General features: G+C 71.8%; 23 protein-coding genes. 10 read left to right on the plus strand and 13 right to left on the minus strand.

Annotation, left to right across the window (positions count from 1 at the left end; translation table 11 throughout):
* Positions 1-21 precede the first annotated feature (21 nt).
* The 7 genes from ABZU91_RS06870 to ABZU91_RS06900 all read right to left on the minus strand — a co-directional run bounded on the left by ABZU91_RS06870 (position 22) and on the right by ABZU91_RS06900 (position 9,705).
* Positions 22-702 (minus strand): response regulator, encoded by a 681-nt coding sequence (locus tag ABZU91_RS06870; protein WP_355235089.1) that lies wholly within the window; start codon positions 700-702, stop codon positions 22-24.
* The gene (locus ABZU91_RS06875; RefSeq protein WP_355235091.1) at positions 699-3,251 is read right to left on the minus strand and encodes a DUF4118 domain-containing protein; all 2,553 of its coding nucleotides are present in this window, start codon (positions 3,249-3,251) and stop codon (positions 699-701) included. Before ABZU91_RS06875 ends, ABZU91_RS06870 begins: the two co-directional genes overlap by 4 nt.
* Before the next feature lie 71 nt (positions 3,252-3,322).
* Positions 3,323-4,204, minus strand: a complete 882-nt coding sequence (locus ABZU91_RS06880) for a potassium-transporting ATPase subunit C (protein WP_355235094.1) — start codon at positions 4,202-4,204, stop codon at positions 3,323-3,325.
* Positions 4,204-6,387: a potassium-transporting ATPase subunit KdpB gene (kdpB, locus tag ABZU91_RS06885; protein WP_355235097.1), complete on the minus strand. Its 2,184-nt coding sequence runs from the start codon at positions 6,385-6,387 to the stop codon at positions 4,204-4,206. Before kdpB ends, ABZU91_RS06880 begins: the two co-directional genes overlap by 1 nt.
* 20 nt (positions 6,388-6,407) lie before the next feature.
* Positions 6,408-8,063 (minus strand): potassium-transporting ATPase subunit KdpA, encoded by a 1,656-nt coding sequence (gene kdpA, locus ABZU91_RS06890; protein ID WP_355235100.1) that lies wholly within the window; start codon positions 8,061-8,063, stop codon positions 6,408-6,410.
* Entirely contained in the window at positions 8,063-8,152 is a 90-nt protein-coding gene (gene kdpF, locus ABZU91_RS06895) for a K(+)-transporting ATPase subunit F (protein WP_355235104.1), read from the minus strand. Before kdpF ends, kdpA begins: the two co-directional genes overlap by 1 nt.
* Before the next feature lie 512 nt (positions 8,153-8,664).
* Positions 8,665-9,705 carry an SAM-dependent methyltransferase gene (locus tag ABZU91_RS06900; RefSeq protein WP_355235107.1) on the minus strand — a complete coding sequence of 347 codons (1,041 nt, stop codon included), beginning with the start codon at positions 9,703-9,705 and terminating at the stop codon, positions 8,665-8,667.
* A gap of 72 nt (positions 9,706-9,777) precedes the next feature.
* Between ABZU91_RS06900 and ABZU91_RS06905 the strand changes: the two genes are divergently transcribed.
* Positions 9,778-10,605, plus strand: a complete 828-nt coding sequence (locus tag ABZU91_RS06905; RefSeq protein ID WP_355235743.1) for a zf-HC2 domain-containing protein — start codon at positions 9,778-9,780, stop codon at positions 10,603-10,605.
* A 17-nt stretch (positions 10,606-10,622) separates the two neighbouring features.
* Here ABZU91_RS06905 and ABZU91_RS06910 read toward each other — a convergent pair whose 3' ends face one another.
* Positions 10,623-11,267: a TetR/AcrR family transcriptional regulator gene (locus ABZU91_RS06910; protein ID WP_355235110.1), complete on the minus strand. Its 645-nt coding sequence runs from the start codon at positions 11,265-11,267 to the stop codon at positions 10,623-10,625.
* A 237-nt stretch (positions 11,268-11,504) separates the two neighbouring features.
* On the opposite strand from ABZU91_RS06910, the gene ABZU91_RS06915 reads away from it, so the two are divergent.
* Positions 11,505-12,659: a peptidoglycan recognition family protein gene (locus ABZU91_RS06915; RefSeq protein WP_355235113.1), complete on the plus strand. Its 1,155-nt coding sequence runs from the start codon at positions 11,505-11,507 to the stop codon at positions 12,657-12,659.
* A 223-nt stretch (positions 12,660-12,882) separates the two neighbouring features.
* Here ABZU91_RS06915 and ABZU91_RS06920 read toward each other — a convergent pair whose 3' ends face one another.
* Positions 12,883-13,011, minus strand: a complete 129-nt coding sequence (locus tag ABZU91_RS06920; RefSeq protein WP_355235116.1) for a hypothetical protein — start codon at positions 13,009-13,011, stop codon at positions 12,883-12,885.
* Between the two features lie 134 nt (positions 13,012-13,145).
* On the opposite strand from ABZU91_RS06920, the gene ABZU91_RS06925 reads away from it, so the two are divergent.
* The 8 genes from ABZU91_RS06925 to ABZU91_RS06960 all read left to right on the plus strand — a co-directional run bounded on the left by ABZU91_RS06925 (position 13,146) and on the right by ABZU91_RS06960 (position 19,959).
* Complete coding sequence (locus tag ABZU91_RS06925) at positions 13,146-13,361, plus strand: hypothetical protein (RefSeq protein ID WP_355235119.1); 216 nt, start codon at positions 13,146-13,148, stop codon at positions 13,359-13,361.
* A 292-nt stretch (positions 13,362-13,653) separates the two neighbouring features.
* Complete coding sequence (locus tag ABZU91_RS06930; protein WP_355235123.1) at positions 13,654-14,814, plus strand: acyl-CoA dehydrogenase family protein; 1,161 nt, start codon at positions 13,654-13,656, stop codon at positions 14,812-14,814.
* Positions 14,804-15,952 (plus strand): CaiB/BaiF CoA-transferase family protein, encoded by a 1,149-nt coding sequence (locus tag ABZU91_RS06935; RefSeq protein ID WP_355235126.1) that lies wholly within the window; start codon positions 14,804-14,806, stop codon positions 15,950-15,952. The genes ABZU91_RS06930 and ABZU91_RS06935 overlap by 11 nt, the downstream gene beginning before the upstream one ends.
* Before the next feature lie 90 nt (positions 15,953-16,042).
* Positions 16,043-16,501: a YbaB/EbfC family nucleoid-associated protein gene (locus ABZU91_RS06940; RefSeq protein WP_355235129.1), complete on the plus strand. Its 459-nt coding sequence runs from the start codon at positions 16,043-16,045 to the stop codon at positions 16,499-16,501.
* A 3-nt stretch (positions 16,502-16,504) separates the two neighbouring features.
* On the plus strand, positions 16,505-16,819 hold the full coding sequence (locus tag ABZU91_RS06945) for a type VII secretion target (protein WP_355235132.1): 315 nt from the start codon (positions 16,505-16,507) through the stop codon (positions 16,817-16,819).
* Between the two features lie 135 nt (positions 16,820-16,954).
* Entirely contained in the window at positions 16,955-18,205 is a 1,251-nt protein-coding gene (locus ABZU91_RS06950) for a DUF2786 domain-containing protein (RefSeq protein WP_355235135.1), read from the plus strand.
* Positions 18,206-18,352: 147 nt separating this feature from the next.
* Entirely contained in the window at positions 18,353-18,709 is a 357-nt protein-coding gene (locus tag ABZU91_RS06955; protein WP_355235746.1) for a YciI family protein, read from the plus strand.
* Entirely contained in the window at positions 18,706-19,959 is a 1,254-nt protein-coding gene (locus tag ABZU91_RS06960) for a DUF6596 domain-containing protein (RefSeq protein WP_355235138.1), read from the plus strand. The genes ABZU91_RS06955 and ABZU91_RS06960 overlap by 4 nt, the downstream gene beginning before the upstream one ends.
* 19 nt (positions 19,960-19,978) lie before the next feature.
* Here the strand turns inward: ABZU91_RS06960 and ABZU91_RS06965 are convergent, their stop codons facing one another.
* The 4 genes from ABZU91_RS06965 to ABZU91_RS06980 form a co-directional block, all read right to left on the minus strand.
* Positions 19,979-21,406 (minus strand): alpha/beta hydrolase, encoded by a 1,428-nt coding sequence (locus tag ABZU91_RS06965; protein WP_355235141.1) that lies wholly within the window; start codon positions 21,404-21,406, stop codon positions 19,979-19,981.
* Positions 21,407-21,563: 157 nt separating this feature from the next.
* Entirely contained in the window at positions 21,564-21,833 is a 270-nt protein-coding gene (locus tag ABZU91_RS06970) for a hypothetical protein (RefSeq protein ID WP_355235144.1), read from the minus strand.
* The gene (locus ABZU91_RS06975) at positions 21,830-22,177 is read right to left on the minus strand and encodes a helix-turn-helix domain-containing protein (protein WP_355235147.1); all 348 of its coding nucleotides are present in this window, start codon (positions 22,175-22,177) and stop codon (positions 21,830-21,832) included. The genes ABZU91_RS06970 and ABZU91_RS06975 overlap by 4 nt, the downstream gene beginning before the upstream one ends.
* 163 nt (positions 22,178-22,340) lie before the next feature.
* A complete protein-coding gene (locus tag ABZU91_RS06980; protein ID WP_355235149.1) occupies positions 22,341-22,514 on the minus strand; it encodes a CsbD family protein in 174 nt (57 codons plus the stop codon).
* Between the last annotated feature and the right edge of the window lie 12 nt (positions 22,515-22,526).

A 22,526-nucleotide genomic window follows, 5' to 3' on the forward strand; every position in this document is an offset into this window, starting at 1 on the left:
CTTTCGGCGGGTGTCAACAGGTCAGGGACGGTAGCGGTAACCCATTCCCGGCTCGGTGATGAGGTGGCGGGGACGGGCCGGATCGTCCTCCAACTTGCGCCGGAGCTGGGCCAGGTACTGCCGCAGGTAGTTGGTCTCGTTCTGGTACTCCGGCCCCCACACCTCCTGGAGGAGCTGGCGCTGGCTGACCAGCTTGCCGGGGTGGCGCAGCAGCTTCTCCAGCACGCTCCACTGCGTGGGGGTCAGCTTGACCTCGGTGGCGTCGTCGCGCCACACGCGGTGGTCGGCCAGGTCGACGGTGTGCCGCCCGATCCGTAGCGCCGGCACGGCCTCGCTGGGCGCGCCGAGCCGCCGGGTCACCGCGCGGATGCGGGCCAACAGCTCCTCCACGCCGAACGGCTTGGTGACGTAGTCGTCGGCACCCGCGTCGAGCGCGGCGACCTTGTCCTCGCTGCCCGCCCGCCCGGAGAGCACGATGATCGGCACGCTGGTCCACCCGCGCAGGCCCCGGATCACCTCCACGCCGTCGATGTCGGGCAGGCCGAGGTCGAGTACCACCAGGTCGGGCGGGTGGCTGGCGGCTGCCTTCAACGCGGCGGCCCCGGTGTCGGCGACGTCCACGTCGTACCGGCGGGCGCGCAGGTTGATCCGCAGCGCCCGCAGGATCTGCGGTTCGTCGTCGACGACCAGGATGCGCGTCATTCCTGCGGCTCCTCCGGGCTGGTCTGCGCGGCGGCGGGCAGCCGCAGCACCATGGTGAGCCCACCACCGGGGGTGGTCTCCGGGGTGATGCTGCCACCCATCGCCTCGGCCAACCCTCGGGACAGGGCGAGCCCGAGGCCGACGCCGGTCTGGTTGTCCCGGTCACCGAGGCGCTGGAACGGCAGGAAGACGTGCTCCCACTTGTCTTCCGGGATGCCCGGCCCCCGGTCGATGACCCGCAGCTCCACCTGGCCGGCGTGCGCGCTGGCGGTGATCGTGGGCGGCTGGTCGGGCGGGCTGTAGCGCAACGCGTTCGCGATGACGTTGACCAGCACCCGTTCCAGCAGGCCCGGGTCGGCGGTCGCGGCCGGCAGGTCGGCCGGGATGTCCGTCGCGACGGTCGCGGCCGCGGGGCCAAGTTCGTCCAGAGCCAGGGGTACGGCGTCCTCCAGGCCGATGGCGGTCGACGTGATGCCCAGTGCGCCGGCCTGGAGGCGGCTCATGTCCAGCAGGTTCGCGACCAGCCGGGCGAGGCGGTCCAGTGACTCCTCGGCGGTCTCCAGCAACTCCTCGCGGTCGGCCTCGTCGAACTCGATGTCGTGACTGCGCAAGCTGGTCACCGCCGCCTTCGCCGACGCCAGCGGCGTACGCAGATCGTGGCTGACCGCCGCGAGCAGTGCGGTGCGCATCCGGTCGGCCTCGGCGAGGGGCCGGGCGCTGGCGGCCTCCTCGGCGAGCCGTTCCTGGCGTAGCGCGACGGCGGCCTGGGCGGCGAACGCCTCGACGATCCGCCGGTCGGCGGCCTCCAACCGCCGGCCGCTGAGCACGACGGTGATCCGCTCGTCGACGGGTACCGCCGTCTCGCCGTCGTCGGGCGTGCAGGCCGGCTGCTCGCCGACGCTGGCCACGACGCACCAGGCGTGCTCCTCGCGGGCCCGCTCGGGGCGGCCGATGGCCTCCTCGGCCAGCTCCAACAGGCTCACCGCGCGCAGTCCGAAGGTCTCCCGGAGCTGGTCCAGCAGGGCGGGCAGCGGGCGTTCGCCGCGCAGCACGCCGCCAGCGACGGCAGCGAGGGTCTGCGCGTCGGCGGCGGCACGCGCGGCCTCGCGGGTACGCCGGGCGGCCACGTCGACGATCCAGCTCACCGCGAGGGCCACCCCGACGAAGACGGCCAGGGCGAGCAGGTTGTCGGCCTCGGCGATGGTGAGCGTCCGGTACGGCGGGGTGAAGAACCAGTTGAGCAGCAGCGAACCGCCGAGCGCGGCGACCAGCGCCGGCCACACCCCGCCGACCAGCGCGACCCCGACCACCCCGGCGAGGAACAGCAGGATGTCGTTGGTGAGGGTCAGGTCGGGCAGCGCCTTGAGCAGCAGCGTGAGCAGGGACATGCCGAGCACCGCCAGGCCGAAGCCGAGCAGTCGACGACGGCGGGACAGCGCCGCCGGCACGGCCGCCGCCCGCCGGCCCTTGCCGGCCTGCTTGTGGGTGACCAGGTGTACGTCGATCGAGCCGGAGAGCGCGGTGGTGGTCACCCCGACGCCCCGGGCGAAGATCTGCGCGAGGCGACCCCGCCGACTCGCACCGAGCACGAGTTGGGTGGCGTTCACGCCCTGGGCGAAGTCGAGCAGCGCGGACGGCACGTCGGTGCCGAGCACCTGGTGGTACGTGCCTCCCAGGCTCTCCACGAGCACGCGTTGGCGGGCGAGCTGGGCCGGGTCGGCGCCGGCCAGACCGTCGCTGCGGGCCACGTGCACGGCGAGCAGGTCGGCACCCTTGCTGCGGGCGGCGATCCGGGCCGCCCGGCGGATCAGCGTCTCGCCCTCCGGGCCGCCGGTCAACGCGACCACGACGCGTTCCCGGGCCTCCCAGGTGGCGGCGATGCCCTGCTGGCTGCGGTACCTGTCGAGCTGCTCGTCGACCTTGTCGGCCAGCCAGAGCAGCGCCAGTTCGCGCAGCGCGGTGAGGTTGCCGACCCGGAAGTAGTTGCCGAGCGCGGCGTCGATCTTGTCGGGTCGGTAGATGTTGCCGTGCGCCATCCGCCGGCGCAGCGCCTCCGGGGTCATGTCGACGAGCTCGACCTGCTCGGCGGCGCGGACGATCTCGTCCGGCACGGTCTCCCGCTGGGTGGTGCCGGTGATCTGGGCGACGACGTCGTTCACGGATTCCAGGTGCTGCACGTTGACCGTGGACAGCACGTCGATCCCCGCGTCCAGCAACTCCTGGACGTCCTGCCAGCGCTTGTCGTGCCGGGCGCCGGGCACGTTGCTGTGAGCCAGCTCGTCGACGACCACGATCTCCGGACGGCGGGCCAGCACCGCGTCCACGTCCATCTCGGTGAACTCGACGCCCCGGTAGGTCATCGCCCGACGGGGCACCTGCTCCAGGTCGCCGATCATCGCGGCGGTGTGCTGGCGGCCGTGGGTCTCCACGAAACCGATCACCACGTCGGTGCCGCGCGCAGCCCGCCGCTGGGCCTCCTCCAACATGGCGTACGTCTTGCCGACGCCGGGAGCAGCCCCGAGATAGATGCGTAGTTCTCCGCGTGGCACGGGAACCATCCTCCCTGGTCAGAGTGGCGGGCGGGGCCGCGCCGGTCGGCACGGCCCCGCCCACGGGACGCTCAGTGCGCGGCGAACTGCCTGTCGAGGGCGACGTTGAGTTCCAGCACGTTCACGCCGGGCTCGCCCATGAAGCCGAGCCCCCGCCCATCGGTGTGCTCGTCGATGAGCCTGCGGACCGCCGCCGGGTCCGCGCCACGCTCCCGCGCAACCCGGTTGACCTGCAACTCGGCGTACGCCGGGCTGATCTGCGGGTCGAGGCCGCTGGCGCTGGAGGTGACCGCGTCGCCGGGCACGGCCGGATCGGCCGGCGCGTCACCCCGGATCGGGGTGACCACCCCGCCGGCCGCCACGTAGTCCTCGCCCGGCTTGGCCAGCTCCACCGCGACCCCCTGGTACGAGGTGACGAACGGTGTCGCCGGGGCGACCTGGTTGACGCTGACCACCCGGGTGACCGGGCCGGTCAGACCGTCGGCGCGGAAGACGGCGAGCACGGCGCCCACCCCGTCGTCGGTGCAGTAGGGCCGCCGCCCGTCGACGCCGTTCAGCTCGCCGACGGCCTTGCTGCGCCCGCAGACCTGGGTGAGCAAGCTCGCGCTGGACTCCTCCGGGTCGGTGGCGATGGTGTCGACCACGCTCTCCGGCCCGAGGTTGCTGGCCGAGGTGGACGTCGGGTCGTAGCCGTCACCGGCGGCCGACGGGCGGGACTGGAAGTAGCGCGGGACGGGGTTGCCGTCCGCGTCGGTGAAGGACTGGCCGATCAGCGAGCTGCCGACGGTGGTGCCGCCCACGCTGATCAGCGAGCCGTCGGCCTTGTGATCGAGGCCGGGCAGGTGACCGAGAGCGACCAGGGCCAGTGGGTAGACCAGGCCGAGCAGCACCGTGAAGACGAGCAGTGCGCGCAGGGCGGCGAGGTGTTGGGCGATCCAGGTGGGTAGGCGCATCACGAAATCCCCGGGACGAACTGGATGAGCAGGTCGATGAGCTTGATCCCGATGAACGGCACGATGATGCCGCCCAGGCCGTAGACCAGCAGGTTGCGGCTGAGCAGCTTCGACGCGGCGGCCGGCCGGTACCGCACGCCGCGCAGGGCGAGCGGGATCAGCGCGATGATCACCAGGGCGTTGAAGATGACGGCGGACAGGATCGCCGACTCCGGGCTGGCCAGCCGCATGACGTTCAGCGCGTCCAGGCTCGGGTAGAGGCCGGCGAACATGGCCGGGATGATCGCGAAGTACTTCGCGATGTCGTTGGAGATGCTGAACGTGGTCAGCGCTCCCCGGGTGATCAGCAACTGCTTGCCGATCTCCACGATCTCGATGAGCTTGGTCGGGTCGGAGTCGAGGTCGACCATGTTGCCGGCCTCCTTGGCGGCCGACGTACCGGTGTTCATGGCGACCCCGACGTCGGCCTGTGCGAGCGCCGGCGCGTCGTTGGTGCCGTCACCGGTCATGGCGACCAGCCGGCCACCCTCCTGCTCCCGCTTGATCAGCGCGAGCTTGTCCTCCGGCGTCGCCTCGGCCAGGAAGTCGTCCACCCCGGCCTCTTCGGCGATGGCCTTCGCGGTACGCGGGTTGTCACCGGTGATCATCACGGTCCGGATGCCCATCCGGCGCATCTCGTCGAACCGCTCGCGCATACCGGACTTGACCACGTCCTTGAGGTGGATGACGCCCAGAGCGCGGGCGGGCTCACCGTCGACGTGCTCCGCGACGACCAGCGGGGTGCCGCCGGTGCCGCTGATCGCGTCCACGATCTCGCCGACCTGCTCGGTGGGGTGGCCGCCGTTCTCGCGTACCCACTTCATGACCGCCGCGGCGGCGCCCTTGCGGACCCGACGGCCGGTGCCCGACGCGCCGCCGTCGACGCTGGCGTCCGGGGTCAGGTCGACACCGCTCATCCGGGTCTGCGCGGTGAACGGCACGAAGGTGGCGTGCGGCATGACGCCGGGCTCGCGTTCGCGCAGTCCGAACTCGTTCTTCGCCAGCACGACCACCGAGCGCCCCTCCGGGGTCTCGTCGGCCAGGCTGGAGAGCTGCGCTGCGTCGGCCACTGTCGCGGCGTCGACGCCCTCGACCGGTACGAACTCGGCGGCCTGCCGGTTGCCCAGCGTGATGGTGCCGGTCTTGTCCAGTAGCAGGGTGTTGACGTCGCCGGCCGCCTCGACGGCCCGACCGCTCATCGCCAGCACGTTGCGTTGGACCAGGCGGTCCATGCCGGCGATGCCGATGGCCGACAGCAGCGCGCCGATGGTGGTGGGGATCAGGCAGACCAGCAGCGAGACCAGTACGACGCCGGTCACACCGGCGCCGGTGATCGCCCCGCTGTCCGGTGCGGCGGCCTGGTACGCCTTCGAGAAGATCGCCAACGGCTGGAGGGTGACCACGGCCAGTAGGAAGATGACCGTGAGCGCGGCGAGCAGGATGTTCAGCGCGATCTCGTTCGGCGTCTTCTGCCGGTTGGCGCCCTCGACCAGGGCGATCATCCGGTCGATGAAGCTCTCCCCCGGCTTCTGGGTGATCTTCACGATGATCCGGTCGGACAGCACCTTCGTGCCACCGGTGACCGCGCTGCGGTCGCCGCCGGACTCTCGGATGACCGGGGCCGACTCGCCGGTGATGGCCGACTCGTCCACGCTGGCGATGCCCTCGACGATGTCGCCGTCGCCCGGGATGATCCCGCCCGCCTCGATGAGCACGACGTCGCCCTGGCGCAACTCCGGCGCGGGCACCGCCTCGTCGCGGTAGGTGTTGGCCCGCGCGCCGGGCTTCCAGTCGATCAGTCGGGTGGCGATGGTGTCCTTCTTCGCCTGCCGCAGCGTCGCGGCCTGGGCCTTGCCCCGGCCCTCGGCGACCGCCTCGGCCAGGTTGGCGAAGATCACTGTCAACCACAGCCAGACGGTGATCGCCCAGGCGAACACCGACGGGTCGGCCACCGCCAGCACGGTGGTGAAGGCCGCGCCGACCTCGACGATCAACATCACCGGGTTGCGCCACATCGTGGCCGGGTTGAGCTTGCGGACGGCGTCCGGCAGGGACCGGAGCAGTTGCGTGGGGTCGAGCAGGCCTCCGCCGATCCGGTTGCCCTGGTCGGTCCCGGTGGCGGGTTGCCCGGATGTCACGGACATGTCCTCGTTCCTCATGGTGGTCACAGCCCCTCCGCCAGCGGGCCGAGCGCGAGCGCGGGCAGGAAGGTCAGCGCGACGAGGACCACGGTGACGCCGACGACCATTCCGATGAACAGCGGTTTGTGGGTCGGCAGGGTGCCCTCGGACGCGGGGGTGGGTGCCTGGCGGGCCAGCGAGCCGGCCAGCGCGAGCACGAAGATGAGCGGCAGGAAGCGGCCCAGCAGCATGCACAGCGCCGTCGCGGTGTCCCACCAGGTGGTGTTGACGGTGATGCCGCCGAAGGCGGAGCCGTTGTTGTTGCTGGCCGAGGTGAACGCGTACAGCACCTCGGAGAGGCCGTGCGGGCCGACGTTGAGCGCCGTCGAGTTGTTGCCGGTGGCGAACGCGGCCGCCGTACCGACGAGCACCAGGATCGGCGTGATCAGGAAGTAGAGCGAGGCGAACTTGATCTCCCGCGAGCCGATCTTCTTGCCCAGGTACTCGGGAGTGCGACCGACCATCAGCCCGGCCACGAAGACCGTGATCACCGCGAGGATCAGCAGACCGTAGAGGCCGGAACCGGTCCCGCCGGGCGCGACCTCGCCGAGCATCATGTTGACCATCGTCATCATGCCGCCGAGCGAGGTGAACGAGTCGTGGAACGAGTTCACCGCGCCGGTCGAGGTGAGCGTGGTGGCGGCGGCGAAGGTTGCCGAGTTCGACACGTCGAACCGCACCTCCTTGCCTTCCAGCGCCGCGCCGACGGCCTGCGGGACCGTGCCGTGGCCGGCCAGCTCGAAGACGTTGGTGATGGCGACGCTGAGGAACGCGAGAATGCCCATCACCGCGGCGATGGCGTAGCCCTGCCGGTTCTGCCCGACCATCCGGCCGAAGACCCGGGGCAGGCTGAACGGGATCAGGAAGATCAGGAAGATCTGGAGCCAGTTCGTCCACGTCGTGGGGTTCTCGAACGGGTGGGCGCTGTTGACGTTGTAGAACCCGCCGCCGTTGGTGCCCAACTCCTTGATCACTTCCTGGCTGGCAACCGGGCCGCCGGTGACGGTCTGGGCGCCGCCGGTCAGGGTGCTCACGTCGGTGCCGGCGGAGAGGTTCTGCACCACCCCGCCGATCATCAGCGCGATCGCGCCGAGCACCGCGATCGGCACCAGGATGCGCAGCGTGATCCGGATCAGGTCGACCCAGAAGTTGCCGAGCTGCCCGGTGCGACTGCGGGCGAAGCCGCGGACCAGCGCGACCGCCACCGCGATGCCGACCGCCGCCGAGACGAAGTTCTGCACGGCCAGACCGGCCATCTGCACGAGGTGGCCCATCGTCGACTCACCCGAGTACGACTGCCAGTTCGTGTTCGTCACGAACGACACGGCGGTGTTCCACGCGCCGTGCGGCACCACCGGGTCGAAGCCCAGCGACAGCCACAGGTGGTTCTGCACCCGCTGGAACAGGTACAGGAACAGGATCGAGACGGCCGAGAACGCCAGCACGCTGCGGGCGTACACGCCCCAGGTCTGCTCGGCGGTCGGGTTGACCCCGACGAGGCGGTAGATACCCCGCTCGACGCGCGACTGCCTCGTCCCGGAGACCGCCCGGAACATGTAGTCGCCGAACGGCTTGTAGACGGCCACCAGGGCCGCCACCAGCGTCAGCACGAAGATGACGCCCGCTGTTGTCATGGTCATCAGAAGCGCTCCGGAAACAGCAGGGCGAACACCAGGAACGCGCCCAGGACGATCGCGAGCACCAGACCAACCGCGTTTGTCGCGTTCACAGCTTCTCCACCGCCCGGACCACCAGGGCGAGCACTGCGAACAGCGCCACCGTGAGGACCACGAACACCACGTCAGACACGCTGACTCCTCTTACCGGAAAGGTTCGTCGCGACCGCCTTCCGGTCGCGCCGGGCAAGCAAAGCCCGCGTGCCCACCGGGCGACAGGGGTCATAACGCGACCGTGACGGGGGTGCGCGTTTTCTTGACGTGGTTTTCACGCGCGTGCCTGATCAGGTGAAATGCGGCACAGAAGCGCGGAGGCCGAGGGGCCGAGGGGTGGGTGTCCGTCCTTTGCGCTGCTTCAGCCCAGGAGACAGTGGGGCTTCGAAACTGTTGCGTCGGTTGAAGCAGAGCAAAGGGGCCGGGGGGAGGGTGGCCGCGGGCGGCCAGGCCCCCGGTGCGCGGGGGTCGGGCCGGGGGGAGGGTGGCCGCGGGCGGCCAGGCCCCCGGTGCGCGGGGGTCGGGCCGGGGGAGGGTGGGGCGGGGCCGGAAAAGCCCGGCGCGCGGCGGGTCAGGCCGGGCGGCGGGCCACCAGCACGTCGCGCATGATCGACTGGTCGACCCGGTGCCGCAGCGCGCGGTAGGGCTCGTCGTCGACCACGGTCAGGCCGGCGTCGGCCAGTGCGGCCGCCGCGTCGTCCCGGCTCGCGACATGGGTGTTCCACGAGATGCCGAGCGCGCCGCCGGGGCGCAGCAACCGGGCCCAGACCGGCGCGGCGTCCGCGAGCAGCGCCAGCGGATCACGCGACAAGCCCTTGTCGGCGGTACGACTGCCGTGCTGTACGCCGTACGGCGCGTCGGCGACCACCACGTCGACGGTCTCCGGGCGGAAGAACTCACCGGCCCGGGTGGTGTCGGCGTTCACCACGTCCAGCAACTGCGTGCGGCCCGCCTTGTGCTCCTCGCGGGTCGGGGCCAGCTCGATGCGTACCCGCCGGCCGACCACCTTGCGCTCGCGCCGCACCGGTCCCGACTCCAGCACCCGGTGCTTGACGCGCTTCTGCTTCAGCCAGGTGGTGACGAACGCCCGGTACGCCTCGACGTCCTTCTGATCGCGCTCGATGCCAGCCGCGTCGAAGCCGTACATCAGCGCCTGGTTGAGGGTGGTGCCCCGACCGCACAGCGGGTCGAGCACGCGGAACCGACGGTCGGTCAGCTCGCCGGCCCAGTCCGACGCGAGCAGGGTGACGTTGAGCAGCAGCTTGGTGAACTGCTCGTTGGTCTTGCCCGCGTACTTCTGGATGGTGAGCAGGTCGTCGTCGTAGCGGTCCAGCCGGCTCCAGTCGACCGGGCGCAGCAGGTCTCCGACGATCTCGAACAGCGCGTACCCGGCGGAGAGATTGCCCAGGACGGCCAGGTCCCGTTCGGTCAGCCCGTCGCCGGCGAACGTGACGTACGTCGCGCCACCGACGACCTCGGTGTCCAGCTCGTCGATCCGGCCGTCGAGCGCCGACCGGCCGAAGATCTCCAGCTCGGCCCGGGTGAGGTCGATGGCGGAGCGGGCGTACACCCGGTTGGTGGCGGGCAGGATCAGCAGGCCGTAGCGCGTCATGATCGGGCGAGTATTCCACAACGGGTGACGGTCGCCGGGAACCGGAGCGGTCTGCGGACCGACTACCCACACATGGGGTGTGAGCAGTGGCGGGAGGTCCTGTCCGCGCAGTTGGACGGGGAAGAGACCGCCGTCGAACGGGCGGCGGCGCAGGGGCACCTGGACGAGTGCGCCCAGTGCCGGGCGTGGTTTGCGACGGCGGCGGCGGTAACGCGCCGCGTTCGTACCCGATTGGTCACCGATGTCCCCGACCGGACCGACGCGATCCTGGCCGCCCTCGGCGGCGCTGCCGCTGCCGGCGGGGTCGCCGACACCGGTGACATGCCTGCGGCCCGACGGTCGCGGTGGCGGCCCCACCTGCCCGGACGCGGCGCCCTGGTGCTCGGGCTGCGCGCGGCGCTCGGGCTGCTCGGCGCGGTTCAACTGGTGCTCGGCCTGGCCCAGGTGGGCCGGGGGGCGACCGCCGAGCACCTGCACGCCTCCGGCCAGCACCTGTGGCACGAGTCGGCCGCCTGGAACGTGGCGGTCGGGGCCGGCTTCCTCTTCGTGGCGGTTCGTCGCAGCCCGCCGGCGGGGCTCCTGCCGATGCTCAGCGCGTTCGTCGGCACCCTGCTGCTGCTCTCGGTCAACGACCTGGCCACCGGGTCGGTCAGCGGGGAACGACTGGTCAGCCACGGTTTCCTGGTGGTCGGCTACCTGGTCACCGTGCTGCTGTCCCGCCCGGGGCTGCGTCCCGGCGGACCCGCCCCGCAGCGGCAACCGGCGCCGTCGCGCTGGCGGTTCGGCGCGGACGAGGCCGAGCGGCCCCTGCGGGTGGTCAACTCCGGGGCGTACCCGGCGCAGGCCGCCGACCGTCACGCCGCCCCGGCGGCGCGGGCCGGCGACCGTCGGGCGGCCTGAGTCGGGGTACGACCTGGTCAGTCACGCCCGTGTCCCGCGTCGTCTCCGGCGATGACCTGCGGGATGACCTGTTCGACGATGGTCAGCAGCGTGGTGGTGAGCAGCAGGTGTACCTGGGCGCGGGTCAGCGCGCCCCGCTGAAGCCACTCCCGGGCCGTCGACGTCGCCAGCCCGCAGTACGCCCGGACCATCCCCCGCAATTCCTCGTGGTCCTCGGCTTCGTCGGCCAGCCCGACGGCGACGAGCATCCGGTCCGCCGCGACCTCCTCGGCCTCGGCGAGCACCCGCTCCACGTCGGCGTCGCCACCCATGCCCCGTGCGGTGACGGCCGCCAGCCAGGACGTGCTGTGCCGGGACACCACGTCGAGGAACCACGAGACGCTGGCGTCGACCCGCGTCCGCAGGTCGCCCTTGGGCAGCCGTTCGAGGGCGACCTCCGGGATCGTCACCATGACCCGGACGACCTCCAGATAGAGGTCCTTCTTGGTGCCGAAGTAGTGGTTCACCAGCCCTCGGGCGACGCCCGCCTCCCGGGCAACATCGGTGGTCGACACGTCGGCGTACGGCCGCTCGCCGAACAGCCGGACCGCACAGGCCAGGATCTGGCCGCGCCGGGCGTCCGGCTCCAGCCGGCGACGGCGAGGAGCGGTCTCGACACTCATCTGCCCGACCCTAGCGGCAACTTCCAGGCCGGCCCCCGCCCTCGCACTGATCACGTGGAGTAATCAATTGACGCGACTCTCCATTGCTAATCAACCAATCGTCCAGAGTGCCGCTTTAGCCTGAGTAATGCCCCATCCTGGCTGTGTGCCCGAAAGGGTCCGCCAGGGCACCACGGCCCGGGCCGACGGCCGACATGCCGGCTGGACCCCTGGAGCATCGAGCAAGGGAGCACGATTGTGGTTTCTCGACGTCGAGTCCTCTACGGCGCAGCCGGCGCGGCGGTGGGCCTGTCGACCGCCGGCACGTTCGCCGGGTCGGCGGCGGCCGCACCGTCCACCGCCACCGAAGTGACGTCGCCGCTGGCCGCCCCGCGCGGGCGACTGATGAGCAGGACCGTGGTGACCTCACCGGCCATCCCGCTGACCCACCTGTCCATCAGGCACGGCGGCCCCTCGGCGGCGGTGCGCCTGCGTACCGGCACGGTGTGGAGCGACTGGCTGGAGCTGAACGCGTGCCAGAACGGCCGCGACGGCGGCCGGGCCTCGGCCCGCTCGAACGTGGTGGTCGCCAACGGCGCCACCGCGTACGAGGTCCAGGTCGCCGACGGCTCCGACGCCACCGTGGCCGAACTGAACATGGTCGACGGGCCCCGGCGGACTGTTGCGAACCCGCAGACGAACAGCCTTCCGGTTCCGCGAGGTGGCCGAAAGCCGACGTACCTGCCCCGAGCCCGCTGGGGCGCTGACGAGTCGCTCCGCTTCGCCGACGACGGCAGCGAACTCTGGCCGGCCGAGTTCTTTCCCGTGCAGACGCTGACGGTCCACCACAGCGGCGTGTACGAGCACAACGAGGACCCGGACCCGGCCGCGACGGTCCGGGCCATCTACTACGACCAGTGCGTCCTGCAGGAGTTCGGCGACATCGGCTACCACCTGCTGATCGACGAGGCGGGACGGATCTACGAGGGCAAGTACTCCGACCCCGGCCCCCTCCCGGTGTACGGGCCGGGCCTCGGCAGCGACGGTCGACCGCTCATGGTCAACGCGGCGCACGTCGGTGGCTACAACGCCGGCAACATCGGCATCTGCCTGCTGGGCCGGTTCACGTCCCGCCAGCCCAGCGCAGCGGCGCACCGGTCGCTGGTGTTCGTCCTGGCGGGTCTCGCCGCCGCCGGCCGGCTCGCCCCCGGCGCGCGGACCAACTACGTCAACCCGGTCAGCGGGGCGAGTGGCAAGGTCGACGTCATCTCCGGTCACCGGGACTGGGCGACGATCGGGGCCGATCCGACCGAGTGCCCCGGCGACGCCTTCCACCCCTACCTCGGCACCCTCCGCCAGGAGGTCGCGGTGCTGCTGAGGCAGTTCCCGACCCCACCAAAGCACTCCCGATAGGTCGACGCCCGCAACAGGTCGACCCCTGGGCCCCACCGTCTCCGCTGGTCCCCTCCCGGCGGAGACGGTGGGGCCCAGTGCTCATCCAGGGTGATCATCGGAGCCCACGACGGCGGCGGACCACATGGCGGCCGAGGTGCCGCAGGTTGGACGTCTCGGAGTAGAGCGCCGCGTTGATCGCACCAACGGCGACTCCCGGCGCGCGCTGCACCCGGTCGACGTCCTACACCACCCGGCCGATCAACGTCAGCCGACACCGCAGGTCGAACAACTCCCGCCGCGCGGAGTGCAACGCCGTCTCCAGTCCCCCGACCCGCTCCCGCAACCACGCCAACTCCGTCGCCTGATCCATCACGCCCACCTCTCGCTGGACCGCACGAACACGGCCCGATGCCTTCTCGGATCACGTTCACCCTCACCCATTCGAGAGGGCTGCGCAAGTAGGTAGACGCAATTCGGCATGCCTGATCGCCCTACCGTCAAGTAATGGGTGAAGTTCCGGGTCCGCTGGTCGGTCCGCACGAGCTGCAAGAGCTGCTCGGCGTGAGCCGGACCCGCATGCGCCAGCTCATCCGCTACCCGACCTTCCCCGCGCCGTTCCAGAGGCTGCACGGCACCACGGTCTGGCTGCGCGCTGACGTGGAGGCGTGGATCGCCGAGCACCGCCCGCCACGCCCCACCGACGGCGACGAGGCCGAGTAGCACCCCATCCAACGTGATCCACACGAGATCGCCGAGCTGGGCGTATCCGATCGCCTGGATACCGCCACATCGCCGACCCGGAGTGGATCACGCTGTGCAGGCGTCCACGAAGGTCGCCATGGAGGGTGGCTTGCGGGCACGATCCTCACCCAACCGGGCTGCGTGATTGACTCGGTTTCCGGGAAGGCGGGGTGTCCGGCTCGGGCGGATGGCCCGACTTCATGGAAGCGGAGTCGATCAAGGCGTTGCAGGCTTATTGACATGCCGCCAACAGGGCGCGAGGGTGATGGACATGTCCACGCCCGCTGGCTCCCCCTCACCCTGGCGCGAACCGGAGCACGACGACCTGGCCGAGCTGGCCCGCACCTTCTTCACCAGGGAGGTGCTGCCGCACAGCGACCGCCTGCTGGCGCAGGGGCATCCGGACCGCGAGCACTACCGGCGCGCCGGTGAGCTGGGGCTGCTCGGCCTGTCCGTCCCGCAGGAGTACGGCGGCGGGGGCGGCGGCTTCACCCACGAGGCCGTCGTGCTGCACGAGCAGGCGTACGCCGGGGAGGGCAGCCTCGGGTTGGCCGTGCACAGTGGAATCGTCACCGGCTACCTCGTGGCGTACGGCAGCGAGGAGCAGAAGCGGCGGTGGCTGCCCGGCCTGTGCAGCGGTGAGCTGGTGGGCGCGATCGCGATGACCGAGCCCGACGGCGGCTCGGATCTTCAGGCGATGCGGACCAGGGCGGTCCGCGACGGGGACGACTACCTGGTCAGCGGCGCGAAGACGTTCATCACCAACGGCGGCCTGGCCGACCTGGTGATCGTGGCGGTCAAGACCGACCCCGAGCAGCGGGCCTCGGGCATCTCCCTGCTGGTCTGCGAGGTGGGCGGTGACCCCGCGGGGTTCCGTCGCGGCCGGCTGCTGTCCAAGATCGGGCTGCACGCCAACGACACCGCCGAGTTGTTCTTCGACGAGTTCCGGGTGCCGGCGGCCAACCTGCTCGGTGGCGCGGAAGGGCTGGGCTTCGTCCAGATGATGCAGCAGCTTCCGCAGGAGCGCCTTGTCATCGGCGTCGGTGCGGTGGCGGCCATGGAGCGGGCGGTCGAGCTGACCGTCGCGTACGCCAAGGAGCGCACCGCCTTCGGCAAGCCGCTGATGGGGCACCAGAACACCCGGATGGTGCTCGCGGAGTGCGCCACCCGCACCCGGGTCAGTCGGGTCTTCCTGGACGACTGCATCGTCCGGCACACCCGCGCCGACCTGGACCTGGCTACGGCGGCAATGGCGAAGTCGTGGCTCACCGACGGGCAGTGCGAGGTCGTCGACAGGTGCCTCCAGATCTTCGGCGGCTACGGCTACACGACGGAGTACCCGATCGCCCGGATGTACGCCGACGCCCGCGTGCAGAAGATCTACGGCGGCACCAACGAGATCATGAAGGAGTTGATCGCCCGTGCCCTCTGAGGCGTTTCCGCCCGGCGCGGACGGGTCGTCGCGGGGTGGGCCGTTGGCCGGCGTGCGGGTGATCGAGCTGGCCAGTCTCGCTCCGGCGCCGTTCGGCTGCATGGTGCTCGCCGACCTCGGTGCGGACGTGGTGCGGGTGGACCGGCCCGGCGGCCCGGGTGCCGGCCGGTTGGCCGCACCGAGCGGCGGCCCGTTGCAGCGCGGTCGGCGGCTCACGGCGCTGGACCTGAAGTCCCCGGCAGGTGTGGCGGACCTGCTGCACCTCGTCGAGCGGGCGGACGTGCTCGTCGAGGCGTACCGGCCGGGGGTTGCCGAACGGCTCGGCTTCGGCCCGGACGTCTGCCGGAACCGCAACCCACGACTGGTGTACGCCCGCATGACCGGCTGGGGTCAGGACGGCCCGCTGGCCACTCGGGCCGGGCACGACATCGACTACATCGCGCTCGCCGGGGCGCTGGAACCGATCGGCCGGGCGGGTGAGCGCCCGCACGCCCCGTTGAACCTGATCGGTGACTTCGCCGGCGGCGGCATGCTGCTGGCCGTGGGCGTGCTGGCCGCGCTGCTCGAACGGCAACGTTCGGGCCTCGGCCAGGTCGTCGACGCGGCCATGGTGGACGGTTCGGCGCTGCTCACCTCGTTCCTGCACGGGCTGCTCGGCACCGGCCTGTGGTCGGCTCCGCGCGGCCGGAACCTGCTCGACGGCGGCGCACCCTTCTACGACACGTACGCCACCGCCGACGGCGGTTTCGTGGCCGTCGGGGCGCTGGAACCAGCCTTCTACGCCGAACTGTTGACGGGTCTCGGCCTCGCCGACGCCAACCTGCCCGACCAGTACGACCCGCGTGGCTGGGACGAGCTGCGCAGGCGGTTCACCGAACGGTTCGCCGAGCGGACGCGGGACGAGTGGACGGCGGTCTTCGCCGACCTGGACGCCTGCGTCGCTCCGGTGCTCGCTCCCGGCGAGGCGCACCGGCACCCGCACAACATGGCCCGGGGGACGTTCGTCGAGGTGGACGGCGAGGTCCAGCCGGCACCGGCACCGCGCTTCGACCGTACGCCGACGGATCCGCCGGTGCCGGCACCCGACCCGGAGCGGGACGTCGCACCTGTCGAGGAGATCCTGACCGCCTGGCGGTAGATCCACCGTTGACCTGCGGGGCAGCCGGACGGTGGGGCGCGTTGGTACGGTCGTGCACCGACGGTGGATCACGGACCGAGGGGAACGAGCATGGCGAGTGGGATGGATCCGTCCGGCCTGAGCCGTTCGCTCGAAGAGGCGATGCGCCTGCTGAGCCAGGCGTCGGGCGCGGTCGCGGCACAGTCCGGCGACGCGGACGGGCAGACCGACGCGTCAGCGCCCTCCGCCGAGGAGATGGTGGGTCGGGGCACCGGCGGGGACGGGCTCGTCGAGGCCGAGGTCGCCGCCTTCGGGGCCCTGCGGAGCCTGACGATCGACCCGAGCCTGTCCCGGGCCGGCACGACCGTGATCTCCGAGTACGTCCTGGTGGCGGTGCAGGCGGCACAGGCCGACGAGCGTGCCCGCCGCGCCGAGGTGACGGCCGGGGCGCAGGTCGACGGCGCCGCCCTGACCCAGCAGCTCGAACGCGTCTCGGAGCAGGCGTTCCGCGGCTTCAACCAGATGATCGGTGACCTGGACGCGGCCACCCGCCGGATGGATCGTCGCTGAGCCATGACCGACGGGATCGAGGTGGACGTCGACGCGCTGCACGCCGCCGCGGCGTCGCTCGGGGCGACCGGGCAGCAACTCGGCGAGGCGGTCAGCGGCCTCGAAACGACAGTGAACGGCTCGGGTAACCCGTGGGGCGCCGACGAACCCGGGTCGCTCTTCGGCGCCGTGTACGTCGAGGTCCTGACGCATGCGCTCGACGTCTACCGGTCGATGGCCGACCAGTTGACGGAGACCGCGGAGAAGCTCGACTTCAGCGCCGACGCGCATGAGGCGACCGACCTCGCCAACGCCGAACTCTTCACGGGGCGAGCATGAGTGCGGACCGGTGACGTCCGACGCTAAGATCGACACGAGATCGTCGATATCGGGCTATCCGACTGGCCGGTATACCGCGACATCACCGATCTCGTGTGGATCTTGCGGCCGGCGGCGCGGCCTCTGACAAAGGAGATGCCCGTGCCGGACGCGGACGAACTCGTCGCCGACGCGCTGGCGGCGGTGCGCGGCACCGACGTACGCCAGGCGGAACGCCACCTGGACCGGCTGATGGTCGGCACCGGCGCGGCGGACGGCGGCACGGCGGTGGACGCCGCCCTGGCGCGTCGGCTGGTCCGCGGCCTCGGGCAGCTCTGGCGGCGCGGCTGGCAGCCGGTCGACGTACACCGGATCGCCCTGCGCCGGCTCGACGCCCGGGCGGCCCGGCTGGTCCGCGACGCGCTGGCCGCGCAACGACGCGAGCAGGCCGAGCCGGTCCCCGACTGGTGGGACGACCAGCTTCGCGCACTGGCCGCCGCGGGTCGGGACGACCGCCAGAACCTGCTGGCCACCTGGACGGCCGAGGAGGGGCTGGACCGGGTCGACGCGCTGCGCGCGGCTGTCGACGTCCTCGCGCTGGTGGAGAGCCTGCCGCCGGTTGCGGTACTGCGCCCGCCGCCGGGCTCGACCGGGACGGCGCTCCCCCGCGCCGCCGGCACGGCCCGCAGCGGGTCGCCGATGCTGGACCGGGTACGCGCGCTGCTGGCGAAGGCCGAGTCGACCACCTTTCCGGCCGAGGCGGAGGCGCTGACCGGCAAGGCGCAGGAGCTGATCGCCCGGCACAGCATCGACGAGGCGCTGCTGGCCGCCAGCACCGAGCGGGGCGACCTGCCGAGCGGGGTACGCCTGGGCGTCGAGAGCCCGTACGCGGGGGCGAAGGCGTTGCTGGTGCAGGAGGTGGCGGCGGCGAACCGGTGCGAGGCGGTCTGGTCCGACGACCTCGGCTTCACGACCGTGTTGGGCTGGCCGGCCGATCTGGTGGCGGTGGAGCTGCTCTACACCTCGCTACTGGTGCAGGCGACGGCCGCGATGCTGCGCGGGCGTGCCGAGCGTCGGCCGGGGTCGGGCCGCCGGACGAAGGTGTGGGACGAGTCCTTCCTGAACGCGTTCGCTCTGCGGATCGGTGAGCGGCTGCGCGCGGCCACGGACGCGGCGACCGAGGAGGCGGGTCAGACGGCAACCGGGTCGGATCGGCTGTTGCCGGTGCTCGCCGCGCGGGGCGAGGCGGTGCGGGAGCGGCTGGAGACGCTGTTCCCCGGCGTCACGCGGCACCGGCTCAGCGTGCGCGACGCCGAGGGTTGGTCGTCGGGCACCTCGGCCGCCGACCGGGCGTCCCTGGACGTCGGCGCTGGCCGGAAGCCCCGGCAGGTGCCGGGCCGACCCTGATCCGACCGGCGTGGGAACGTCACGGCCGGAAGTTTCTGCGATCTTCTTCGGTACGCGGTAGGGAACGGGCTGACGGCTCCGACCTTCCGGTGAGACGCACCCCAGCCGGGGCGCGACCAGTAGTCGAGGAGCATCGCCGTGAAGTACATGTTGCTGATCTGGAACCGGCCCGGCTTCACCGAGGGGCTGACCGAAGAGGACCGCACCGCCCTGTTCGGCGAGGTCGACGAGATCATGAAGGAGTTGACCGAGACCGGTGAGCTGATCGGCGGCCAGGCGCTGGCCAACCCGTCGCAGACGCAGACGGTCCGGCTCGCCAACGGTCAACCCGAGGTCGTCGACGGGCCGTTCATGGAGAGCAAGGAGCAGTTCGCCGGCTACCTGGCCGTGGACTGCGACAGCCCGCAGCGGGCCGCCGAGATCGCCGCCCGCTGGCCGGACGTGCGCTTCGGTGGCGCGATGGAGGTCCGACCGATCATGGACGAGGCCGGGACGGAGATGTGACCGACGACCGGACGGTCGAGGATCTGCTGCGCACACTCGCGCCGCAGGTCCTCGGCCTGCTGGTCCGCCGGCACGGCCAGTTCGACAGGTGCGAGGACGCGGTCCAGGAGGCGCTGCTCGCCGCCGCGACGCAGTGGCCCGGGCAGGGCGTACCGGACAACCCACGCGCCTGGCTGCTCACCGTGGCGACCCGCCGGCTCACCGACGAGTGGCGCAGCGAGAGCGCCCGCCGCCAGCGCGAGGTCGCGGTGGCGCTGCGCGAGCCGGCGTACGCCCAGGTGGCACCTCCGGCGGACGCCGAGCCGGCGGTGCCGGACGCGGACGACACCCTGACCCTGCTGTTCCTCTGCTGTCATCCGGCGCTGGCCCCCTCGGCGCAGGTGGCGCTCACGCTGCGCGCGGTGGGTGGTCTCAGCACCGCGCAGATCGCCCGGGCGCACCTGGTGCCGGAGGCGACGATGAGCCAGCGCATCCGGCGGGCCAAGCAGCGGATCGAGGCGGCCGGCGCTCGGTTCGCGCTGCCCGGACCGACCGAGCGGAACGAGCGGCTGCGGACGGTGCTGCGGGTGCTCTACCTCATCTTCAACGAGGGGTACACCGCGTCGAGCGGACCGGATCTGCGTCGGGCCGAACTGACCACCGAGGCGATCCGGCTCGGCCGCGTCCTGCACGGGCTGCTGCCCGACGACGGCGAGGTGACCGGACTGCTGGCGCTGATGCTGCTCACCGATGCGCACCGGGCGGCGCGGGTGGGCCCGGACGGGGAGCTGGTGCCGCTGACGGAACAGGACCGCTCCCGGTGGGACGCGGCCGCCATCGCGGAGGGGATCACGCTTATCACCGAGGCGTTGACCTGGTCGCCGCCCGGGCCGTACCAGCTCCAGGCGGCCATCGCCGCCGTGCACGCGGAGGCGTCGACGGCAGCGGAGACGGACTGGCGCCAGATCGTCGCGCTCTACCGCCTGCTGGGTCGGATCGCCCCGAACCCGCTGGTCACGCTCAACCAGGCGGTCGCGGTCGCCATGGTGGACGGACCCCGGGCGGGGCTCGCCCTGCTCGCCCCGTTGGACGCCGACGAGCGTACGGCCGGGCACCACCGGCTCACGGCCGTCCGGGCTCACCTGCTGGAGCTGGCCGGCGAGCCGGCCGCGGCGCGGGAGGCGTACCTGGCGGCGGCGCGCGGCACCACAAGCCTGCCCGAGCAGCGGTACCTGGAGCTGCGGGCCGCCCGACTGGCGGCGCGGCGGTGACCGCCGCGCCGCCCGCACATCAGACGTCGACCGCCGGGCAGGTCGTCCCCCGCGCCGGCACGACCGCATCGAGCAGGTAGGCGTCGACGGCCCGACCCACGCACGGACTGGTGGTGTAGCTGCCGTGCCCCCAGCCCTGGTAGGTGAGCAGCACCCCGTGCCGGCCCAACTGTCGGGCCACCTCGCGTGCCCAGACGTAACCGCTCGCCGGGTCGTGCACGGTGGCGGCGATCAGCAGCGGCACGTCGGTGCGTACCCGCAGTCGGTGTTGCGGGTTGGCGACCGGCGTCGGCGTGCCCAGGCAGGTGACCAGGGCGAACAGCGCCGGCGGATACCGCAGGTCGGGCGCGAGCCGGCCGCTGCGGCGCAGCAGCCCGGCGTACTCCCGGTAGTCGCGGACCGGCAGGCTCCAGTCCTGGCAGAAGACCGCGAAGGGGTACGGGACGACGGCGTCGTCCGCCAGCGTGGTGACGCCCGCAGTCGCGGGCCTCTCCAGCGTGCCGATCCACTCCGCGAGCCCCGGCCACCGCCACGTGTCGTAGAGCTTCTTGTGGGCGAGGCGGCTCAGCTCGAACGGTGGCAGTGCGGCCCCGGCGCGGTCCGGGTCGGTAAGCGTCCCGCGCTCGGCACGCGCGTGCAGTCCGGCCCAGAGCGCCCGCACGTCCCGCCCGTGCAGGACGCAGTCAGCGGACCGGTCACACCAGGCGATGAACTCGTCGAACGCGTCCTCGGCGGTCACGGCCTGGGTGTCGAGGAACGCGCGGGTGTCGAGGCTGTGGTCCATCGCGGCCTCCAGGACCATGGCCCGCACCCGAGAGGGGAACAGCTCGGCGTACCGCTGGCCCAGCAGGGTGCCGTACGAGCTGCCGTGGAAGGTGAGCTGTCGTTCACCGAGCGCGGCGCGGACCGCGTCCAGGTCACGGGCAGCGCTGGTGGTGTCGACGTGGTCGTAGAGCGCGCCCGTACGCGCCCGGCAGTCGGCGCGTAGCAGCGCGTTGGTGGCCAGGGTGGCGTCGAACTGGGCCTGGTCGGCGATCACCTGGGGTTGCCGGCCGAGCAGGTCCCGTGCGCAGCGCACCGGGTGACTTCCGCCGGTGCCCCGCGGGTCGAAGCTGACGATGTCGAATCGCCGGCGTAGGTCGGCGCTGAACCGGGAGACGCCGTTCACCACCCGGTCGACCCCGCTGTCACCCGGCCCTCCGGGGCCGAAGACCAGCGCGCCCTGCCGGGCGTTCGCGTCGGTGGCGACCCGACGGGCCAATGCCAGCTCGAAGCGCTCCCCCCGTGGTCGGTTCCAGTCGACCGGCAGCGACAGGGTGCCGCACTCGGCCGGGGCCTCCGGCTCCTCTTCGGGGGCGTCCTGGACGCAGGGATGCCAGCCGATGACGGGTCGGGCGACGGCCGGGCTCGCCGGGGTCAGGCCGGCGGCCGTGAGTGCCAGGGCCACCGCCCAACCAACTGCGGATTTGTGTACGCGCAGCATGAGGTGCTGTCCTCTCCTCGAAGGAGCGTTGCCGGTGAAACTCGCCCTCGGGGCGAGGTGATGCTGCTTCCACCCGGGTCGTCGAGTAGCCGCTCGACGACCCGGGGCCTTGACGGCGGGGTCAGTCGACGTCGCGCAGCACGCGTTCGAGCGTGGTCATCCGGGTCTCCATCCCGCCCAACCGGCCGTCCATGGCGGCGAGCAGTCGGGCGTTCTCCGCCTGCGCCTGCGCGGCGGTCTCGGCGAGCTTGCGGTAGTCGTCCGCGCGGTCCGCCTCGTACCGGGCTCGCCGGGTCTTGGCGATCTGCACGACGGTCACCGTGAACACGCTGATCAGCAGGGCGAACACCCCGAACGCGCCGACCACCTCGGTCCAGTCGTGCTCGCTCATGACCGCGCCTCCGGCTGCTCGCCCGCATCGGGCACGGTCAGCGTCTCGACCGCCGTCGCGATGACCGCGGGGGTGAGAGTGAGCACGAAGGGCTCCACCTCGTAGTAGTTCATGGCCTTCCCGTCCTCCGACAACTCCATGCGGGCGGTGACCAGCCCGGCCGCCGCCAGCTTCCGTAGGTGGACCTGCAACAGCGCGCGGCTGATGCCCAGTTGCCGGGCCAGCCCGCTGACGTACGCGCGCTCGCGGGCCAACGCGGCGACGACCCGCAGCCGGTGCGGGTTGGCCAGTGTGGCCAACATCCGGACCAGGTCGTCGCCGGTCGGCGGTGACGCCGCGCTCATAACCAGCCCTTGCACATGCCAAGGAAAGTTAGCAGGTGTTTCCGCACGACGGTGCGGCACGGAAGCGGAATCAGGGGGATCTCAGGGTCGCCGGGAGGGTCCGGACACACAGCACGCCGGGCCGGTGATGATCACCGGCCCGGCGTGCGGGTTACGTCGTACGTCAGCTCTTGAAGGCGTCCTTGATCTTCTCGCCGGCCTGCTTGAGCTTGGACGTGGCCTGGTCGGCGCGACCCTCGGCCTCGAGCTGCTCGTTGTCGGTGGCCCGACCGGCGCCTTCCTTCAGCTTGCCGGCCGCGTCCTCGGTGGCGTTGTTGATCTTGTCATCGAAACCCATTGCCAACCTCCA

This window comes from Micromonospora sp. NPDC005174, from assembly GCF_040608495.1.
Classification (GTDB): Bacteria; Actinomycetota; Actinomycetes; order Mycobacteriales; family Micromonosporaceae; genus Micromonospora.

What these genes read in the sequence shown, in the direction of transcription:
- ABZU91_RS06870 (WP_355235089.1), bottom strand. Translation starts at nt 702, where the DNA reads ATGACGCGCATCCTGGTCGTCGACGACGAACCGCAGATCCTGCGGGCG.
- ABZU91_RS06880 (WP_355235094.1), bottom strand. Translation starts at nt 4,204, where the DNA reads ATGCGCCTACCCACCTGGATCGCCCAACACCTCGCCGCCCTGCGCGCA.
- kdpB (WP_355235097.1), bottom strand. Translation starts at nt 6,387, where the DNA reads ATGTCCGTGACATCCGGGCAACCCGCCACCGGGACCGACCAGGGCAAC.
- kdpA (WP_355235100.1), bottom strand. Translation starts at nt 8,063, where the DNA reads ATGACCATGACAACAGCGGGCGTCATCTTCGTGCTGACGCTGGTGGCG.
- ABZU91_RS06900 (WP_355235107.1), bottom strand. Translation starts at nt 9,705, where the DNA reads ATGACGCGCTACGGCCTGCTGATCCTGCCCGCCACCAACCGGGTGTAC.
- ABZU91_RS06905 (WP_355235743.1), top strand. Translation starts at nt 9,778, where the DNA reads ATGGGGTGTGAGCAGTGGCGGGAGGTCCTGTCCGCGCAGTTGGACGGG.
- ABZU91_RS06910 (WP_355235110.1), bottom strand. Translation starts at nt 11,267, where the DNA reads ATGAGTGTCGAGACCGCTCCTCGCCGTCGCCGGCTGGAGCCGGACGCC.
- ABZU91_RS06920 (WP_355235116.1), bottom strand. Translation starts at nt 13,011, where the DNA reads ATGGATCAGGCGACGGAGTTGGCGTGGTTGCGGGAGCGGGTCGGGGGA.
- ABZU91_RS06925 (WP_355235119.1), top strand. Translation starts at nt 13,146, where the DNA reads ATGGGTGAAGTTCCGGGTCCGCTGGTCGGTCCGCACGAGCTGCAAGAG.
- ABZU91_RS06930 (WP_355235123.1), top strand. Translation starts at nt 13,654, where the DNA reads ATGTCCACGCCCGCTGGCTCCCCCTCACCCTGGCGCGAACCGGAGCAC.
- ABZU91_RS06940 (WP_355235129.1), top strand. Translation starts at nt 16,043, where the DNA reads ATGGCGAGTGGGATGGATCCGTCCGGCCTGAGCCGTTCGCTCGAAGAG.
- ABZU91_RS06945 (WP_355235132.1), top strand. Translation starts at nt 16,505, where the DNA reads ATGACCGACGGGATCGAGGTGGACGTCGACGCGCTGCACGCCGCCGCG.
- ABZU91_RS06950 (WP_355235135.1), top strand. Translation starts at nt 16,955, where the DNA reads ATGCCCGTGCCGGACGCGGACGAACTCGTCGCCGACGCGCTGGCGGCG.
- ABZU91_RS06955 (WP_355235746.1), top strand. Translation starts at nt 18,353, where the DNA reads ATGTTGCTGATCTGGAACCGGCCCGGCTTCACCGAGGGGCTGACCGAA.
- ABZU91_RS06970 (WP_355235144.1), bottom strand. Translation starts at nt 21,833, where the DNA reads ATGAGCGAGCACGACTGGACCGAGGTGGTCGGCGCGTTCGGGGTGTTC.
- ABZU91_RS06975 (WP_355235147.1), bottom strand. Translation starts at nt 22,177, where the DNA reads ATGAGCGCGGCGTCACCGCCGACCGGCGACGACCTGGTCCGGATGTTG.
- ABZU91_RS06980 (WP_355235149.1), bottom strand. Translation starts at nt 22,514, where the DNA reads ATGGGTTTCGATGACAAGATCAACAACGCCACCGAGGACGCGGCCGGC.